19 protein-coding genes and 1 other RNA gene are annotated in these 18,102 nt (G+C 62.5%); 12 read left to right on the top strand and 8 right to left on the bottom strand.

Translation table 11 applies throughout. The features are described 5' to 3' along the window. Window positions 1-60 precede the first annotated feature (60 nt). Window positions 61-270, top strand: coding sequence for a transcriptional regulator (locus tag ABIE33_RS10200; RefSeq protein ID WP_077500742.1), 210 nt, complete (start codon window positions 61-63; stop codon window positions 268-270). Here ABIE33_RS10200 and ABIE33_RS10195 read toward each other — a convergent pair. Further along, window positions 265-498 (bottom strand): hypothetical protein, encoded by a 234-nt coding sequence (locus ABIE33_RS10195; protein ID WP_429124440.1) that lies wholly within the window; start codon window positions 496-498, stop codon window positions 265-267. The two genes, ABIE33_RS10200 and ABIE33_RS10195, sit on opposite strands and share 6 nt — an antisense overlap. A gap of 108 nt (window positions 499-606) precedes the next feature. On the opposite strand from ABIE33_RS10195, the gene ABIE33_RS10190 reads away from it, so the two are divergent. Continuing rightward, window positions 607-1,470, top strand: coding sequence for a LysR family transcriptional regulator (locus ABIE33_RS10190; protein ID WP_429124438.1), 864 nt, complete (start codon window positions 607-609; stop codon window positions 1,468-1,470). A 22-nt stretch (window positions 1,471-1,492) separates the two neighbouring features. Here the strand turns inward: ABIE33_RS10190 and ssrS are convergent. The 3 genes from ssrS to ABIE33_RS10175 all read right to left on the bottom strand — a co-directional run bounded on the left by ssrS (window position 1,493) and on the right by ABIE33_RS10175 (window position 2,364). Further along, a non-coding RNA gene (ssrS, locus tag ABIE33_RS10185) (6S RNA) lies at window positions 1,493-1,650 on the bottom strand. A gap of 55 nt (window positions 1,651-1,705) precedes the next feature. After that, window positions 1,706-2,083: a cell division protein ZapA gene (locus ABIE33_RS10180; RefSeq protein WP_429124436.1), complete on the bottom strand. Its 378-nt coding sequence runs from the start codon at window positions 2,081-2,083 to the stop codon at window positions 1,706-1,708. 11 nt (window positions 2,084-2,094) lie between these two features. Then, complete coding sequence (locus ABIE33_RS10175) at window positions 2,095-2,364, bottom strand: DUF4164 domain-containing protein (RefSeq protein ID WP_053249644.1); 270 nt, start codon at window positions 2,362-2,364, stop codon at window positions 2,095-2,097. A 336-nt stretch (window positions 2,365-2,700) separates the two neighbouring features. Here ABIE33_RS10175 and tkt point away from each other — a divergent pair, with 336 nt between their 5' ends. The 6 genes from tkt (at window position 2,701) to ABIE33_RS10145 (ending at window position 10,230) form a co-directional block, all read left to right on the top strand. Beyond that, a complete protein-coding gene (gene tkt, locus ABIE33_RS10170; RefSeq protein ID WP_429124434.1) occupies window positions 2,701-4,683 on the top strand; it encodes a transketolase in 1,983 nt (660 codons plus the stop codon). A 75-nt stretch (window positions 4,684-4,758) separates the two neighbouring features. After that, a complete protein-coding gene (gene gap / locus ABIE33_RS10165) occupies window positions 4,759-5,769 on the top strand; it encodes a type I glyceraldehyde-3-phosphate dehydrogenase (RefSeq protein ID WP_429124432.1) in 1,011 nt (336 codons plus the stop codon). Window positions 5,770-5,774: 5 nt separating this feature from the next. Then, complete coding sequence (locus ABIE33_RS10160; protein ID WP_429124430.1) at window positions 5,775-6,365, top strand: putative glycolipid-binding domain-containing protein; 591 nt, start codon at window positions 5,775-5,777, stop codon at window positions 6,363-6,365. Beyond that, complete coding sequence (locus tag ABIE33_RS10155) at window positions 6,365-7,564, top strand: phosphoglycerate kinase (RefSeq protein WP_429124428.1); 1,200 nt, start codon at window positions 6,365-6,367, stop codon at window positions 7,562-7,564. Before ABIE33_RS10160 ends, ABIE33_RS10155 begins: the two co-directional genes overlap by 1 nt. A gap of 342 nt (window positions 7,565-7,906) precedes the next feature. Then, window positions 7,907-8,932, top strand: a complete 1,026-nt coding sequence (locus ABIE33_RS10150) for a class I fructose-bisphosphate aldolase (protein WP_429124426.1) — start codon at window positions 7,907-7,909, stop codon at window positions 8,930-8,932. A gap of 362 nt (window positions 8,933-9,294) precedes the next feature. Then, on the top strand, window positions 9,295-10,230 hold the full coding sequence (locus ABIE33_RS10145) for a PhzF family phenazine biosynthesis protein (RefSeq protein ID WP_429124424.1): 936 nt from the start codon (window positions 9,295-9,297) through the stop codon (window positions 10,228-10,230). Between the two features lie 18 nt (window positions 10,231-10,248). Here the strand turns inward: ABIE33_RS10145 and ABIE33_RS10140 are convergent, their stop codons facing one another. Further along, window positions 10,249-10,770 (bottom strand): GrpB family protein, encoded by a 522-nt coding sequence (locus tag ABIE33_RS10140; protein ID WP_429124422.1) that lies wholly within the window; start codon window positions 10,768-10,770, stop codon window positions 10,249-10,251. 66 nt (window positions 10,771-10,836) lie between these two features. Continuing rightward, window positions 10,837-11,385, bottom strand: coding sequence for a TetR/AcrR family transcriptional regulator (locus ABIE33_RS10135; protein WP_429124420.1), 549 nt, complete (start codon window positions 11,383-11,385; stop codon window positions 10,837-10,839). A gap of 103 nt (window positions 11,386-11,488) precedes the next feature. On the opposite strand from ABIE33_RS10135, the gene ABIE33_RS10130 reads away from it, so the two are divergent. Then, on the top strand, window positions 11,489-12,988 hold the full coding sequence (locus tag ABIE33_RS10130; protein WP_429124418.1) for an MFS transporter: 1,500 nt from the start codon (window positions 11,489-11,491) through the stop codon (window positions 12,986-12,988). A 122-nt stretch (window positions 12,989-13,110) separates the two neighbouring features. Here ABIE33_RS10130 and ABIE33_RS10125 read toward each other — a convergent pair whose 3' ends face one another. Next, window positions 13,111-15,045, bottom strand: coding sequence for a TPR end-of-group domain-containing protein (locus ABIE33_RS10125; RefSeq protein WP_429124416.1), 1,935 nt, complete (start codon window positions 15,043-15,045; stop codon window positions 13,111-13,113). Between the two features lie 122 nt (window positions 15,046-15,167). Continuing rightward, on the bottom strand, window positions 15,168-15,323 hold the full coding sequence (locus ABIE33_RS10120; protein WP_429124414.1) for a hypothetical protein: 156 nt from the start codon (window positions 15,321-15,323) through the stop codon (window positions 15,168-15,170). A 259-nt stretch (window positions 15,324-15,582) separates the two neighbouring features. On the opposite strand from ABIE33_RS10120, the gene ABIE33_RS10115 reads away from it, so the two are divergent. From ABIE33_RS10115 to ABIE33_RS10105, 3 genes are all read left to right on the top strand, one after another. Further along, window positions 15,583-16,890, top strand: coding sequence for an MFS transporter (locus ABIE33_RS10115; protein WP_429124412.1), 1,308 nt, complete (start codon window positions 15,583-15,585; stop codon window positions 16,888-16,890). Then, on the top strand, window positions 16,877-17,065 hold the full coding sequence (locus ABIE33_RS10110; RefSeq protein WP_429124410.1) for a DUF1192 domain-containing protein: 189 nt from the start codon (window positions 16,877-16,879) through the stop codon (window positions 17,063-17,065). Before ABIE33_RS10115 ends, ABIE33_RS10110 begins: the two co-directional genes overlap by 14 nt. Window positions 17,066-17,416: 351 nt before the next feature. Next, window positions 17,417-17,935, top strand: a complete 519-nt coding sequence (locus ABIE33_RS10105; protein ID WP_025424772.1) for a DUF1465 family protein — start codon at window positions 17,417-17,419, stop codon at window positions 17,933-17,935. Window positions 17,936-18,102 lie beyond the last annotated feature (167 nt).

The raw sequence follows: 18,102 nt of genomic DNA, 5'->3' as shown, positions 1-18,102 counted from the left end.
AATGCCCGCGTTCGATGTATGGACGCGCTCCTGCAGGCAGCAGTGGAAAAGCCGACGTCCATGAAGGACCAGATGAACGAACTCGAACCGTTGGAATTGCGTTGCCTGACGCTGGCCGCCCGCGGCCGCACGCGCCAGGACATGATGCGCGAAACCGACATTCCTCTCGACCGCATCGACAGGGCGCTTCAGGACGCCATGCGCAAGCTGCAGGCGGGCAACCTTGCAGAAGCGATCTTCCGCGCCGCCCGTCTCGATATTATTTCATAACATCCAGAGCGACCGATAGACCGCATGCCGGTCCATTGTCTCCCGCCATTGCTCAGCGCGCCGCAGGTGATCGAGCCCGGCATCGCGCAACAGATACGGTTTGTCGCGCGGCATCGCCGGCGGCGGCTCCATGCACGCGGCTGCCAACAACGACCGCCCCTTTGATAGAAGCCGGGCGCGGATAGTGGCCTGGAGATCGGAGAAGAAGGCAAGAGCAAGAACGCTCATCGGGGCAACCTTGATGTCTATCGGTCGAGCCAATTGTCCTCGCCTCGTTGACATCTGACAAACGAATTGCAAGCATGGCTACTATCAGAAACTCTGATGGTAAAAACAATGTCCGTCCCCCTCGACAGCGATCTGCTCAGAACCTTTCTCGCCGTTGCCGACGCCGGCAATCTGACACGCGCCGCCGACAGCATCGGCCGCACGCAGTCCGCCGTCAGCATGCAGCTCAAGAAACTCGAGGACATGCTCGGCGACCCGCTGTTCGAGCGTCATTCGCGCGGCGTGGTGCCGACGGCACAGGGCTTGCGTCTCGTCGACAATGCCCGGCGGATCGTGGCGCTGCTCGACGATACGGCAGCATCGATGCGCCTGCCGGCGCTCGACGGAACGGTCAGGATCGGCATCTCCGAGGAATACATCAACTCCACGCTTCCGAAAGCCCTTGGCGCCTTCGCCGCCATTCATCCCGGCGTGGAAGTGACGGTGCAGCAGGGTGTGTCGATGTCGAACGTCAACGCCCTTGCCGCCGGCGAAATCGACATCGCCGTGGTGTTCGAGCCGGGCGGACCGACAAGGAACGAAGTCCTCATGGTCGATCCCACCGTCTGGGTCACCTCGGACCAGCACGCGGCCCATGAACGCCGGCCCCTACCGATCGCCACCTATACCTATCTGGCAGGCGGGTGGTGCGATGACCTTGCGATGAAGAGCCTGAGGAAGCGTGGGCGCGAAAGCCGCGTCGCCTATGCGAGCCGAACCAGCAACGGCCTGATCGCTGCCGTGATCTCGGGGCTTGCCATTGCGCCGCTGTCGCGCAGCGCCATCCCGACCGGTTGCCGCGAACTGACCGAAGAAGACGGTTTCAGCGTCATCGACTTCTCGAATGTCGTGCTGCGCACCCGACCGGGCAATCGATCGCAGACCGTCGATGCAATGGCCGACGCCATCCGCAGCGCTTTTGCCACTGGCTGAGATCGTTTTTTGAAGGGGAAAAGTGCGATCCACACAACCGATGGATATTTTACGATCCCGGGTGCCTACAAAGTAGGTGGGTGCCATATGTCCGGACCCACGAGCCCGGCCAGGGACAGCTCCCTTGAGATCGAGTAAGGCCCCGGGGATTGTGGATCCTGTCGGGAAGCGCAGACCGCATCCAACATATAGAGCCTATCCGTGCGTCGCGCCAGTGGCGGCCCGACGAAAGAGCTCAGTTTGTCGAAGACGTTGCCCGGCCATTGAGCTTGGCGGCAATGGTGTGGATCTGCGAGGTGACTTCGGAGAGCGCCGAGGCCAGGATTTCCTCGCTTCTTGCCTGGTCGGTGAGAGTGCTGTCGCGCCCCCGCTTGAGGGTGTCGACTTCGGCTTCGAGCGCCTTCAGCCGGCGGTTCACTTCACTAAGCTCGTCCATGACCATGATGCCGGCCATTACCGTCAGCCTGAGGTCGCCGATCTCGCCGAACTGGGCCTTCAAGTGACCGACATACTGATCGAAGTTGGTGGCCAGTTCGATCAGATGATCTTCCTGTCCCTCTTCGCAGGCCATGCGATAGGCCTTGCCGTCGATCGATACTGTCACCTGCGCCATGTCACGTAACCTCAGCGGTCGAGCACCGCTCGAATGGTTTCCATTGCCGTCACGAGGCGTCGGGAAACCTCGCGGTTGACCTCTTCAAGTCGGTTTGCCCGGAATTGGGATTGGTCGAGTTCCTGTGCCAGTCGCGACCGGTCCGTATTGACCCGCCGGACCTCGCCCTCGAACTCGCCGAGATCGCGTTCCCTGTCAAAACGGCTGTCGATCGCGTTTTCCAGGGACTGAACCGCGTTCTTCAGTTCGTCGATCGCCGCTTTGACCGTCTTTGCCGGCATGTTTTTCGATACCTCGCCCGTGAGGCCGAATCGCCAGAATCCCGTCCGCCGCTTCGGCTCACTCCTTTTTAAACCTATTACGCAAATCTCAACAATGCCAACTGTAGCAAAGCATTACGGAAGCTGTGGATGGTTTGTATAGCCGGCTCATCCGGCCGCAGCGCAAAAACTCTGCTGCGACGCGATATCACCCCTTGAAAACCATGCTGCCAATGGCCGCGGAAGGCCCGTATTTGTTGACTCGCGCGGCGCAGATGCTATGTGTCTGCCGCTTCTTGCACGGTCTTTGGAGGATAGAGACCGTCCCCTGACCACCGAACTTAAAACGGAACAGTCATGATCTCTCGCGAAAAACACGACCGGATGGCGAATGCGATCCGTTTCCTCTCCATGGACGCCGTCGAGAAGGCAAATTCAGGTCACCCCGGCCTGCCCATGGGTGCGGCTGACATAGCGACAGTCCTCTTCACGCGCTTCCTCAGCTTCGACCCGAAGAACCCCGCCTGGCCGAACCGCGACCGCTTCGTGCTGTCGGCCGGCCACGGCTCGATGCTGCTTTATTCGCTGCTCTATCTGACGGGCTACGAAGACATCTCCATCGACGAGATCAAGAATTTCCGCCAGCTCGGCGCCCGCACCGCCGGCCACCCGGAATACGGCCATGCCGCCGGCATCGAGACGACCACCGGTCCGCTCGGCCAGGGTATTGCCAATTCCGTCGGCATGGCGATCGCCGAGCGCAAGCTGCGCGACGAGTTCGGTTCCGACCTGATGGAGCACTACACCTATGTGCTCGCCGGCGACGGCTGCCTGATGGAAGGCATCAGCCAGGAAGCGATCGCGCTTGCCGGCCACCTCAAGCTCAACAAGCTGATCGTCTTCTGGGACGACAACAACATCTCGATCGACGGCCCGATCTCGATCGCCGACTCGACCGACCAGCACGCCCGCTTCCGCGCCTCGAACTGGAACACCATTGCCGTCGACGGTCATGATCCCGAAGCGATTGCCGCTGCGATCGATGAGGCGCAGAAGTCCGACAAGCCGACGATGATCGCCTGCAAGACGACGATCGGTTTCGGTGCGCCGAACAAGGCCGGCACCCACAAGGTTCACGGCTCGCCGCTCGGCGCCGAGGAAATCGCCGCCACCCGCAAGGCACTCGGCTGGGAAGCCGAAGCCTTCGTCGTTCCGTCCGACGTGCTCGACGCCTGGCGCCTCGCCGGCCTGCGCTCGACCAAGACCCGCAAGGACTGGGAAGAGCGCCTCGACAAGAGCGACGCCGAGAAGAAGGCACAGTTCGTTCGCCGCTTCTCCGGCGAACTCGAAGGCCGCCTGGCCTCGGCCATCGACGACTACAAGCGCAAGCTGGCCGAGACCAAGCCGTCGCCGGCAACCCGCAAGGCCTCCGAAGACGCGCTCGAAGTCATCAACGGCGTTCTGGCCGAAACCATCGGCGGCTCGGCCGACCTGACCGGCTCCAACAATACCAAGACCAGCCAGACCAAGTCGATCACCCCGACCGACTTCTCCGGCCGCTACATCCACTATGGTGTGCGCGAGCACGGCATGGCGGCTGCGATGAACGGCATGGCGCTGCATGGCGGCGTCATCCCCTATTCCGGCGGCTTCCTGATCTTCTCGGACTATTGCCGTCCGTCGATCCGCCTGGCGGCGCTGATGGGCATCCGCGTCATCCACGTGCTGACGCATGATTCCATCGGCCTTGGCGAAGACGGCCCGACGCACCAGCCGGTCGAGCACATGGCGGCGCTGCGCGCCATCCCGAACCTCTTGATGTTCCGCCCGGCCGACGCCACGGAGACGGCCGAGTGCTGGCAGCTGGCGCTTGAGAGCCACAACCGTCCGTCCGGCATCGCGCTCACCCGCCAGAACCTGATGGCGGTGCGCACCGAGTATGAGGAAGAAAACCTCTGCGCCCATGGCGCCTACGACCTGATCTCGGCCGCCGACGCCAAGGTGACGATCTTCGCCACCGGCTCGGAAGTCGAAATCGCCGTCAAGGCCTGCCAGGCACTGACCGCCAAGGGCATCTCGACCCGCGTCGTCTCGGTTCCCTGCTTCGAGCTCTTTGCCGAACAGAGCGAAGACTACCAGCAGGCGATCATCGGCAACTCGCCGGTCAAGATCGCCGTCGAAGCCGGCATCCGCCAGGGTTGGGACCACTTCATCGGTTCGGACGGCACCTTCATCGGCATGTCGTCCTTCGGTGCTTCCGGTCCCTACAAGGAACTCTACAAGCACTTCGGCATCACGCCGGAGGCAGTCGTCGCCGCTGCGGAAGCCAAGCTTTCCTGATCAAGCCGCAGGGCGCGCTCGAAAGCGCGCCCTGCTTTTTTCCGACCATGCCATTCAGACAGGGAGAGACCCGATATGACAGTGAAAGTCGCCATTAACGGTTTTGGCCGCATCGGCCGCAACGTGCTGCGCGCCATCGTTGAATCCGGCCGCAAGGATATCGAAGTCGTTGCCATCAACGACCTCGGCCCGGTCGAGACCAACGCCCACCTGCTGCGTTTCGATTCCATCCACGGCCGTTTCCCGGCTGACGTGAAGGTCGAAGGCGATGCGATCATCATCAACGGTGGCAAGCCGATCAAGGTCACTGCGATCCGCAACCCGGCCGAGCTGCCGCACAAGGAACTCGGCGTCGACGTCGCGATGGAATGCACAGGCATCTTCACCGCCCGCGACAAGGCAGCCGCACACCTGGAAGCCGGCGCCAAGCGCGTCATCGTTTCGGCTCCGGCCGACGGCGCTGACCTCACCGTCGTCTACGGCGTCAACCACGACAAGCTGACGAAGGACCACCTCGTCATCTCCAACGCATCGTGCACGACGAACTGCCTTGCACCGGTCGCCAAGGTCCTGAACGACGTCATCGGCATCGACCACGGCATGATGACGACGATCCACTCCTACACCAACGACCAGCCGTCGCTCGACCAGATGCACAAGGATCTGTACCGCGCCCGCGCTGCGGCGCTGTCGATGATCCCGACCTCGACCGGTGCTGCCAAGGCCGTTGGCCTCGTTCTGCCGGAACTGAAGGGCAAGCTCGACGGCTTCGCCATGCGCGTTCCGACCCCGAACGTCTCGGTCGTCGACCTCAAGTTCGTCGCCAAGCGAGAAACCACCAAGGAAGAGATCAACGCAGCGATCAAGGCAGCCGCTGACGGCCCGCTCAAGGGCATCCTCGGCTACACGCTCGCGCCGAACGTCTCGATCGACTTCAACCACGACCCGCATTCCTCGGTCTTCCACATGGATCAGACCAAGGTGATGGAAGGCAAGTTCGTGTCGATCCTGACCTGGTACGACAACGAGTGGGGCTTCTCCAACCGCATGTCCGACACTGCGGTAGCGCTCAGCAAGCTCATCTAAGACAGATGTTTCGCGCCCTTTCCCAAACGACGGTCCGCTGGCGTTCGCTGGAGGGGGAAGGGCTCGAACATCTGACGCTGACACAAATCGACACAGCTGACGGCGCGGTCATCCGCGCCGTCAGCGTTCTGATCGGCAGCCGCGGCGGCACGCCCTATGGTGTGCGCTACCGGATCGATTGCGATGCCGGATGGCTGGTACGAAAGCTCATGGTCGATACGACCGCTGGCCGGAGCCTTCATCTGCGCTCGGATCACCCGGGCCAATGGATGACGGCGAGAGGCATGGCGCTGCCCGAATTCGACGGCTGCATCGACATCGACCTCGCCGGCACGCCCTTCACCAACACGCTGCCGATCCGCCGCCTCGGCCTTGATCGCAAGGCCGGCACCGCCAGGCTCAAAATGCTCTACGTGCCGTTCGACACGTTCGAGCCGGTCGTGGACGGCCAGCACTACACCTGCCTCGATGACTTCAGGCTCTACCGCTACGAGGCCGAGGACCGCAGCTTTGCCGCGGACCTGCCCGTGGACGAGGATGGCCTCGTCATCGCCTATCCCACCCTTTTCCAAAGACTATCACCGGAGACGATCTGATGACTTTCAAGACCCTCGACGACCTGACCGACATTGCCGGCAAGCGCGTGCTTGTGCGTGTCGACCTCAACGTGCCGGTCAAGGACGGCGTGGTCACCGACGCAACCCGCATCGAACGCGTCGCGCCGACCCTTCGCGAGCTGTCGGAAAAGGGCGCCAAGGTCATCCTGCTCGCGCATTTCGGCCGCCCGAAGGGTGAGCCGGTCGCCGAAATGTCGCTGAAGACCATCGCACCGGCAGTGGAAGACATCCTCGACCAGCGCGTTCACTTTGCCGCCGACTGCATCGGCGACAAGGCCGCAAACGCCATTGCCGAGATGAACGACGGCGACGTGCTGCTGCTCGAAAACACCCGCTTCCACAAGGGCGAGGAGAAGAACGAGCCTGACTTCGTCAAGGCGCTTGCCGCCAACGGCGACATCTATGTCAACGATGCGTTCTCCGCCGCCCACCGCGCCCACGCCTCGACCGAGGGCCTTGCCCACCACCTGCCCGCCTATGCCGGCCGCACCATGCAGGCCGAGCTCGAGGCACTTGAAAAGGGTCTCGGCCAGCCGAAGCGCCCGGTCGTTGCCATCGTCGGCGGCGCCAAGGTCTCGACCAAGATCGATCTGCTGCAGAACCTCGTGAAGAAGGTCGACGCACTTGTCATCGGCGGCGGCATGGCCAACACCTTCATCGCCGCAAAGGGCGTCAATGTCGGCAAGTCGCTCTGCGAGCACGATCTCGCCGATACCGCCAAGGCGATCATCACTGCAGCAGCTGAGGCCGGCTGCGCCATCGTCCTGCCGGAAGACGGCGTCGTCGCCCGCGAATTCAAGGCCGGCGCCGATAACGAAGTGGTCGATGTGACTGCCATCCCGGCCGACGCGATGATGCTCGACGTCGGTCCGAAGTCGATTGCTGCGGTCAACGACTGGATCTCCAAGGCCGAAACACTGGTCTGGAACGGTCCGCTCGGGGCCTTCGAAATTGCCCCCTTCGACAAGGCGACGGTCGCCGTTGCCAAGCATGCAGCAGCGCGCACGCGCCAGGGATCGCTCGTGTCGGTCGCCGGCGGCGGCGATACGGTTGCAGCCCTCAACCACGCCGAAGTCACCGACGATTTCAGCTATGTCTCGACCGCCGGCGGCGCCTTCCTCGAGTGGATGGAAGGCAAGCCGCTGCCGGGCGTCGACATCCTCAAGCAGCAGAACTAAGCCGAACTTTCAGGCGCGCGGACCCTCCCGCGCGCCTGAAGCACAGAAAAAACCAAGACAATTCAACCGATTAAAATAATTTAAATCGTTTCAGTCGCTTTTCCTGCCTTTTTCCCGGACAATTTCACCTGTTACTCGCGCCCTTGTTTCGGGGCGTGGCGGTCGTTTGCGCACCGTCGGTCCCGAAACTGTTTCAGTGGTCGCCTGGTCTGCAGATCGGCGCTGAGCGGGATGAGGCAACGCGTGTGGTTTCCGCTCGCATCCCGCTCTACTTATTGAGAACGATCACGGTTATGATTTGGTCCGGCCCGGCCCAAACCAACGTGACCTAGGGAGAAAAACATGAGCGAAAGACTGGAAGACATCGCAGTTGCCATGGTCGCAAACGGTCGCGGCCTGCTCGCCGCCGATGAGTCCACGGCAACGATCAAGAAGCGCTTCGACGGCATTGGCCTCGAATCAACCGAGACATCGCGGCGCGACTATCGCGAGATGCTGCTTCGCGCCGACGAGGCGATGCGCAAGTACATTTCCGGCGTCATTCTCTACGAGGAAACTCTGTTCCAGAAGGCGGCCGACGGCACGCCGCTGGTGGACGTCATCCGGGCCGCCGGCTCGATCCCCGGCATCAAGGTCGATGCCGGCGCCAAGCCGATGACCAATTTCCCGGCGGAAACGATCACCGAAGGTCTCGACGGGCTCGCCCAGCGATTGACGAAATATTACGAAGCCGGCGCGCGCTTTGCCAAATGGCGCGGCGTCATTGCCATTTCGGACACATTGCCGAGCCCCGGCGCCGTCAGGGCGAATGCCCATGCGCTGGCGCGCTACGCGGCGCTTTGCCAGGAAGCCGGTATCGTTCCGATCGTCGAGCCGGAGGTGTTGATGGACGGCGCACCTGGCGACCACTCGATCGATCGTTCGCAGGACGTCACCGAATGGACGTTGCGCGTAACCTTCGATGCGCTTGCGGAAATGCGGGTGAAGCTCGAAGGCATGATCCTGAAGCCGAGCATGGTGATCGACGGTAAGAAGGCACGCAAGGCGTCCGTCGCCGAAGTCGCCGAGCGCACGATCAAGGTGCTGCGACACACCGTGCCATCAGCCGTTCCCGGCATCGCCTTCCTTTCCGGCGGCCAGACGACGGAGGAGGCAACGGCCCATCTCTCGGCAATGAACACCGCCCACGATTTGCCTTGGAAGCTCACCTTCTCCTACGGCCGCGCCCTGCAGCAGGAGGCGCTTTCCGCCTGGAACGGCAAGGCCGAGAACGTCGCCGCCGGCCAGCGCGCCTTCTCGCACCGCGCCGAAATGTGCAGCCTGGCCGCTAAGGGCAGCTGGAAGAAGGACCTGGAGAAGGCCGCGTAACCGCGATCCTTAGCCAAATCGAGGAACAACGTGAGGGGCCGCTTGTCGGCCCCTTTCGCTGGGGAAATGCCTGTTTGGCGAGGAGGACCACCCCATTTGCCTCATCCCTGCGCATTGTGGCGGGCATCCGGCGACCTGACGTCCGTCAAGTCAGATGACCTCTCGCCCAATGACTTGGGCTGACTGGATTCCTCTGAGTGGCGCCGGAATGAAGGAAGATCTGGCTGCTGCTTATGGAAAGACGCCAACTTGTCACCAATACAAGTTGGCGTCTTTGCCCACCCCGATGCCTGCCTTAAGCCTTTCGATCCAGGCCATCAGGCGGCGCGGATCGCCGCCGAACCAAGCGGAAGCGAGCACTCATGACTTCTTTTGCCCCCGTGCGCACCGTCGACTATGTCACCGTCGACGTCTTCACCGAGGATCGTTTCGCCGGCAACCAGCTCGCCGTCATTACCGACGCACGCGGTTTGAGCGATGCGCAGATGCAGGCGATCGCGACCGAGTTCGGCTACTCCGAAGTCACCTTCGTGCTGCCGCCCGACGATTCGGCCAACACCGCGCGGGTGCGCATCTTCACGCCGACGATGGAGATCCCCTTCGCCGGACATCCGAATGTCGGCACCGCCTTCGTGCTTGGCCAACAGGAACAGATTTTCGGTCGGGCGCCCGGCGATCACCTGCAGTTTGAAGAGCTCGCTGGCCTGGTCGAAGTCGCCTTGTCGCGGACGGACGGCGCGGTGACGAGCGCGCGGATCGTCGTGCCGCGGGCCTTGAGCATCGGCCCAAACATCGATGTCGAAACGATCGCCGCCTGCGCCATGGTCGCGCCCGATGCCATCAGCACGCGCAACCACGCGCCGGTACGCGTTTCCGTCGGTCTGCCCTTCGCAGTTGCGGAACTGAAAGACGTCGCTGCACTGTCGGCGGCGCGTCCCAACGTCACCGCCTTCGAAGCCGCCAATGGGCGTTACAAGCCGGACGAAGACAGCTTCAGCCTGTTCCTCTATGCCCGCTCGGCCGAAAAGCCCTGGCAGTTGCGCGCTCGCATGTTTGCGCCGCTCGACAATGTCATCGAGGACCCGGCGACCGGAAGCGCCTCGGCTGCGCTCAGCGCCTATCTCGTCTCGCTTCTGCCCGAAGAGACCATCGACGTCGATCTGACGATCGAGCAAGGCGTCGAGATGGGGCGCCGTAGCATCATCGAGGTCAGCGTCAGCAAGCACGGCGGCACCGTGCGCAGGACCAGCATCGCCGGCGCCTGCGTGACTGCGATGCGCGGTTCCATCGCGCTTTAGACCTGAGAGGACAGGCATTCAGAAGAGCGCTTCGGTCAAGCCCGGGCCGGCGCGTTCCACGACGTCGTCGATAAATTGCGACTTGGCCGCGGTGTAGCTGTCGCCGTCAAAGCTGAATGTCGCGGCCAGGCGTCGCTTCAACGCTGCGTAGGCGTCCGCCGTCTCACGGCTTCGGCGCAACTGATCACGAAAGATCAGACGACGGCGATGGGTGTCGTTGAAAGGTGGGCAGAGATAGACGCGCTGCCCAGGGGATCCGTGCCTGGCGAATGCCCAGACGCCATCATCATATCTGTTCCCCCGTGATGCAAAACCATCGGCAACGAGCGCTGCGCTGCCGCCAGCAATCGCTTCCGGCCCGCATATTGTCACGTCGATATCGATGATCGGCTTTGCCGCGAGCCCCGCAACGGCGGTGCTGCCGACATGGTCGATCGCGATCACTGTGGGGCCTAGCAGGCTCGCTATGTGCTTCGACATCTCGGCAAATGCGAGTGGCCAGCCATTGTCATAGGCAACGACTTCAACCAGGGTCGGCATGCGTCTTCCTTTTACCCAAGGCCATGATGCCCGCCCAATCCCGTTGGGCGGTCAAGGTGACAGCAGTTAGGTGGTTTCCTTCGGCACCAGCGCGACGATATCGCTGAAGATATCCTGCCATTCCGCATCGTCCATTTCGGCGAAGCCGAAACTGCGCAGCAGGAATGCCCCTTCGGTCGCAAGAAAGGCGAGGCGCGCGCGGCGCCCCTCCTCGGTCGACAGATCGAGACTGTCGAGACGCCCGCGGTACCACACCCGGTTTTTCTCCATGTGGTCTTCGCGCTGCAGCAATGCCGCCATCATCCCCGACGTGCGGGCGTTTTCCGCCGTGTTCATGCGCGCCGTCACCTCCGCATGCGCACGCATCGCCGTCACCGGATCGGTCTCATCTCCGACTTCTGCCGCCACTGCGCTGTCGAATTCGTTGAACCAGCGCTCCATCATCGCGTCGATCAGGCCGTCCTTGTTGCCGAAGCAGTATTGAACCCCACCCTTGGTGATGCCTGCCGCCTTGGCGACCGCGTCGATCGTCAGACCGGCGGCACCGACCGCGCTCACGGTCGCCTCCGCCGCATCCAGCACCTTGTCGCGATCGATCGTCCGGCGTCGTCCCATTTCCGATTCCCTCTTTCAATTCCATACGTATGTATTTATATAATCGCTGACGTTAACAAGGCCATAGGTCCCGCAGGCAGCGGGTCGGCCACAGAGGTGTACCATGTCCCCGCATAATCGCTGGCTCATTCTGGCCATCGTGTCGAGCGCGCTGCTCCTGATCGTCGTCGATATGACCGTGCTTTACACGGCCCTTCCGCGGCTGACCCACGATCTCGGCGCCTCTGCGTCGGAAAAGCTCTGGATCGTCAATGCCTACGCGCTCGTCGTTGCCGGCCTGCTGCCGGGGCTCGGCACGCTCGGAGACCGGCTCGGCCACAAGCGGCCGTTCATTGCCGGTCTCGCCGTGTTCGGCCTCGCTTCGCTGCTCGCCGCCTATGCCCCCAACCCGTCGATCCTGATTGCCGGCCGTGTGCTTCTGGCCGTCGGCGCCGCCCTGATGATGCCGGCGACGCTTTCGATCATCCGGCTGACCTTCACCGACGAGCGCGAACGGGCACTGGCCATCGGCGTCTGGGCCGCCATCGCCTCGGGCGGTGCGGCGATCGGCCCGGTGCTCGGCGGTTTCCTGCTCGAATACTTCTGGTGGGGCTCGGTGTTTCTCATCAACGTCCCGATCGTCGCCGTGGCCTTGCTGCTCGGCCTGGTCGTGCTACCCGACAGCAAGGGCAACAAGGCCCATCCGTGGGATCCTCTCGGCTCCTTCCAGATCATGGTCGGACTGGTCGGGCTTGCCTATGCCATCAAGGAGATGAGCAAGCGCGAGCCCTCGGCGCAGGCCGGGCTCATCGCCGCCGCGATCGGCGCCGTAGCGCTTGTTCTCTTCGTGCGCCGGCAGAGGCGCAGCCCGCACCCGATGATCGACTTCGGCCTGTTCCGCAACGCCGCCTTTTCCTCCGGCGTCGCCGCAGCCCTCGTGGCATCGGCGGCCCTCGTCGGCGTCGAGCTCGTACTCAGCCAGCGGCTGCAGCTTGTCGCCGGCTTTTCACCGCTTGAGGCCGGCATCTTCATCCTGCCGATCCCGCTCGCCGCCTTCGTCGCCGGGCCGCTCACGGGCATGATGCTGCCGCGCCTCGGTGCCGAGATGGTGCTGCGCACCGGCCTGATCACCGCGGCTGCCGGCCTCGGTGCGTTTCTTGCCGTGCACGAAGCCGGCGTGCTCGGTCAGATCGTCAGCCTGGTCGTTCTCGGCCTCGGCATTGGCGCTTCGATGACGGCAGCCTCCAGCGCCATCATGTCCAACGCCCCGCCGGAACGCGCCGGCATGGCCGCCTCCGTCGAGGAGGTTTCCTTCGAGCTTGGCGGCGCCATCGGCATTGCGGTGCTCGGCAGCGTGATGTCGGCGGTCTACACCGCCTTCGTCGTGCTGCCGGAAGGCACCGGCATATCGGCGATCGCACGCGACAGCCTGGACGAAGCGCTGATCCTGGCGGCAACGCTCTCGCCTGACGCAGCTGAAAGCCTGGTGGGGCTCGCCAAAGCGGCTTTCGAGAAGGCGTTCGTCGCCGTCGTCCTTTTGGCAACCGGCCTCCTGTTTACCACCGGCGCCAGCATCTGGTGGTTTACGCGAGGCAATCGCCTACAGCGCCGCGCGTCTTATTAGACGCGCAAAGGTCGCTGTAGCACTTTGAATTGCTGCATGTTTTTATCCTTAAATCGGCTACGATTTAAGGAAACATGCAGTAGCGCCGGTCGGATCCTACCGGGCACACTGATTTCAGGTGGTCAGTGCTTCGCTGCCTCGCACTGGGCGATCGCTTCCACCATCGCCTGAAAACGCACGTGGTGGCGAACGGCGTCCAGATCGGAGTCCTGCTTGAACCACAACAGCTGGTAGCAGGAACTTTGCGGCAGCAGGCTCTCGAGCATGTCGAGCGCCGTGTCGACATCGCCGAGGATCGAATAGACGCAGGCCGTGTTGTAACGCGCGACGATATCGTCCGGGTCGATGGCGATCGCGCACGCCGCCCATTCGCGCGCGCGGTCCCCCTCGCCCATGTGGGCGAGCGCCAGGGCGCCGCGATGGGCCGGACCGGAATTCTCCGGATGCAGCTCCAGCGCCCGCTCCGCCCGGGAAATGCCGATCTTCGCCCAATGTCCCCGCTCGGTCTCCTGGCCCAGCGACTTGTAGGCGCTCATCAGATGGATCGGCGAGAGATAGTCGTCCGGGCTGATTTCCGCAGCCCGCTTGAAGAACTGGATCGCCGTCTCGAACTCGCCGCGCATGAAGAGAAAGCGGCCATAGTGAAAGTTTGCCTCGTAGAGTTGAGGATCGAGCGTCAAGGCGCGCTCGAACTCGGCGACGGCCTCTTCGCTTTGCCCATCCTGATGCAAGACCAGGCCACGAGACGCGTGGGCCTCGGCGAGGTTCGGATCGAGCGCCAGCGCCCGCTCGCTCGTGCTCAAAATACTCTCGAGCGGAAACTCGTGCTCATGCCAGTCGCGAAGAGCGGATTCGCAATCGGCGATGCCGGCATAGGCACGGGCAAAATTCGGGTCGAGCTCGACGGCTTTTCGGAACATGCGCCGGGCAAGCAGCAGATAGGAGCGGGTCCAGGCATGCGAGAACCGCCGCCCGCGCAGGTAATAGGTGTAGGCCTCGACGCTCGTCGTCGGATCGCTCTCGATCGCCTTCTTCTCCTCCGGCAACAGCTTGATGCGCAACTGATCGACGATAGCGTGCGTGATCTCGTCCTGGATGGCGAAGATATCGGTGAGGTCGCGGTCGTAGCGGTCAGCCCAGAGATGCGTGCCCGTCAGCGCATCGATCAGCTGCCCGGTGATGCGCACACGGGTTCCAGCCTTGCGCACACTGCCTTCGAGGATGAAGCGAACGCCGAGCTCCTGCGCCACGGCTTTGACCCGGACCGACCGCCCCTTGTAGGTAAAGACCGTGTTGCGGGCGACGACGTGCAGCTGCGAGATCTTCGACAGATCGGTGATGATGTCTTCGGTTATGCCGTCGGAGAAATATTCCTGCTCCGGGTCATGGCTCATATTGGTGAAGGGCAGGACCGCGACGGACAGCCCGTAGCCGTCGTCCACCGTCACCGTATGGGTCCCGTTCAACACCTTGGCGATCTTGGTCGGCGCCCCCAGTGCCACCGAATAGACATGCACGCCCGCCGCGATGTTCTTCAGCGCGTGCTGTCCCTTGTCGACGAAGCCGACATCCAGCCTCGAGCCGACATGGTCACGAACCGAAGCGGAAACGGCGATCCCGGAGGGCTCAGCCAGGCCTTCGAGCCGGGCTGCGACATTGACGCCGTCGCCGAAGATATCGCCGTCCTCGACGATCACGTCGCCCAGATGCACGCCGATGCGCAGTTCGATACGCTTCAGCTGCGGCACGTCTTCGTTGCGGATGAGCATGCCGCGCTGAATGTCGACGGCGCAGGCAACCGCGTTCACGACGCTCGCGAACTCGACCAGAATGCCGTCGCCGGTCAGCTTGACGATCCGGCCCTTGTGTCGGCTGACCTTGGGATCGACCAGCTCGTTCTTGTGCCGCTTCATGGCGGCCAGCGTACCGGTTTCGTCAGCGCCTATGAGGCGGCTGTAGCCCACGACATCGGCAGCAAGGATGGCAGCAAGGCGGCGTTCCAAGTAACCCCCGAATTCATCTCCGTGATGAAGCGGACAATCTAGCGCGTTCTTCATGATCTGTCCTGCGCACTTTTCCAGCTACTACTATTGATCGAGTAACGGCATAGCAGAGTAGATCGCTCGGCACAGTTTCCAAAGGCACAACCGTGGTATCGCATCGCGATGAGCTGGACCCGTCAGGGTCGAATAAGGACCGTGACCATCATCATGACGATCGCGAATACGGCGATCTTCCAGAAGTCGCGGCGCTGCCTCAGGCCCGGCAGGCCGATCGGCCAGATCAGCTGGATGGCCATCGCCAGAAGCAGAATGATCGCCAGCGCCTTCGACATATCCAGCCTATCCTCGGGGGAAGTTCCCGCAACCCGGCGGAACTGTCACGCCGCCGTCACCTTGTCGTCGTAGCTGCGCCTGCCGTCAGGACGTGCAGCCGCTTATGATCCCGGAATTCGATACCGATTCTTGGGATGATGCATTAGAGGGCTATTGTTTCCGCCGGCGATTTGCAATGACCGGCCGGACAGAATCCGGCTGGCAATTCGGGGCACGCCGCCCTAACTTGCTGACGGCAGAACGATTTTCGGATGGATGATGAGAAAAAACCTGCTCCCCGTCGCCTCTCTCCTGCTGGGCACGCTGTTTCTCTTCCTTGGCAACGGCCTGCAGGGCCTGCTTTTGCCAGTCAGAGGCACGGCCGAGGGCTACCCCACCACCATCCTCGGCCTGATCGGCACGTCCTGGGCGGCCGGCTTCGTGCTTGGCTGCTTCTTTGCACCGAACGTCGTCAAGCGCATCGGCCATGTGCGCGCCTTCAGCGTCTTTACCTCGATGATTGCCATCGTCGCGCTGATGACCGGCATCCTGATCGACCCGACCTGGTGGCTGATCCTGCGTGCGCTCACCGGCTTTTCCACCGCCGGCACCTCGATGATCATCGAAAGCTGGCTCAACGAGCGCGCTACCAATGAGAGCCGCGGCGTCATCTTTTCCCTCTATATCGCTATCACGCTCTTCGGCGTCGTCGGCGGCCAGATGATGATCCCGTTCGGCGATACCTCCACCAGCACCCTCTTCATGATCTGCGGCATTCTCTATTGCGTCGCGATGCTGCCGACCCTTTTGTCGAAGGCCGCCTCGCCACAGCCGCTGAAGCAGGTCCAGCTCGACCTGCGCGGGCTTTACCGCAACTCCCCGGTCTCGTTCCTCGGCATCCTTCTCGTTGGCATCGCCAATGGCGCCTTCGGCACGCTCGGCGCCGTCTTCGGCCGCCAGGCAGGCCTCTCCGACAGCACTGTCGCTGCGATGATGAGCGTGGCGATCTTTGCCGGCGCGGTGATGCAACTGCCGGCCGGGCGCCTGTCCGATCGCATCGACCGGCGCTACGTGCTTGCAGCCCTTGCCGGTGTCGGCGCGCTTGCAGGGCTCCTGATCTTCCTGGTCGAACCGAGCCAGGTCTGGATCGTGCTGACGCTGATCGCGATCTATGGCGCGGCGGCCAACGCGCTCTACCCGATCGCCGTGTCGCATGCCAACGACTTTGCGACGGCCGAAGATTTCGTCAAAGTTTCCGGCGGATTGCTGCTGCTCTACGGCATCGGCACCATTATCGGCCCGACCATCGGCGGCCCGGTGATGACCGCGACCGGCCCCTACGGGCTATTCATGATCACCGCTTGTGCTCATATCCTCATCACCGCATACGCCATCATCCGCAGCCGCATGCGCGCGCCGGTTCCCGTCGCCGAGCGCGATGCCTTCTCGCCGATCAACGCCGGAACGGCCATGACGCCCGAGAGCCTGCAGCTCTCGCCGCGCGCCGCACCGTTCGATGAAACACATGATGACGACGACGGCGATACCGACCCCGAACGGGAGGAGAAGTCGAATGGGCCTGTTTGACGAAGACCAACCCAAGAAGAAGCTGGTGCATGAGATCGGCAGCGACCTGTCGCTGCTGTCCGTCGATGAACTCACGCAGCGCATCGCGCTGCTGAAGGAGGAAATCGTCCGGCTCGAAGCGGAGCGCGAGCGCAAATCCGCAAGCCGATCGGCGGCTGAAGGCCTGTTCCGCTGACGGACACACAAGGACAAGCGGCCCGAAACGGCGCTTTCTTAACGGTATATTAAGCATTCTCTGCGATTGTCTGTTTATCCGGAGCTTTCCGGACTCAGACAATTTCTCCGACTGGCGAATGGGTCTGATTTTTCTCCCTGTTTTACCTTGAGAGCCGCTTTCCGCGGCTCTTTTTTTGTTTTGACATAGTTTGCCGTAAAGAATTGTGGAGATTAACCCTTTCTTAAGAATGCTCTTGCGCGAAATGCGCTATGGCATCATTCTTCAGGCATAGAGGCCGGCAAGGAAACTTTTCCCAAAGCCGCCCGTTACCCGACTGTCGTGATGCGTTTGAACCAGGGAAAACAGGTCATGTCCGAAAGAGGATTGAATACCGTCAGTTTCGCGGGACACGCGGCGGCGTCGGCGCAGTTCAAGGCGCTCTATTCGGAAGGCATGGGTCTGGTCGAAGAAACCGCGAGCTATCTCGACGGTCCCGGTCGCTTGGCCTCCAAGGTCCTGCCCCGCATGGCATCGGTCCTCTATGCAGCCGAATCCATGCGCCTGACCACCCGCCTGATGCAGATGGCATCCTGGCTCCTGCTTCAGCGTGCCGTCAACAACGGCGAGATGAGCCGCGACCAGGTGCTGTCGGAAAAGAGCAAGGTTCGCCTCGACAGCTTCAACGTCGACCGCAGTGCGCCCGGCTGGAGCGAACTGCCGGAAGCGTTCCGCGACCTCATCGAGCGTTCGCTGCGTCTGCAGAACCGCGTCGCCCTGCTCGACCGCGAGATCTACCGCCCGCAGGAAGCCTCGACCTTCGTTCCGGACAACCAGAACGGCGTCAAGGCGCAGATCAAGCTCTTGCAGACGGCCTTCGGCACCAACTGATAGCAGGCAAGATATTCGGCAGTTTGCTGCCAACAAAACGAACCCGGCCTTGAGCCGGGTTTTTTCATGCGTCGGTCGAGCAGTCTCGCATGCTCTCGAGCATCAAAGATCGGCCCTTGGGCGAGAAACAGAAATCCGGACAACAAAAAGCCCGGCAGGGCCGGGCT

It is taken from the genome of Ensifer sp. 4252 (assembly GCF_050434565.1).
GTDB lineage: Bacteria > Pseudomonadota > Alphaproteobacteria > Rhizobiales > Rhizobiaceae > Ensifer.
Note: the sequence above shows the minus strand (reverse complement) of the source record. Positions and strands in the feature narration are given on the sequence as shown.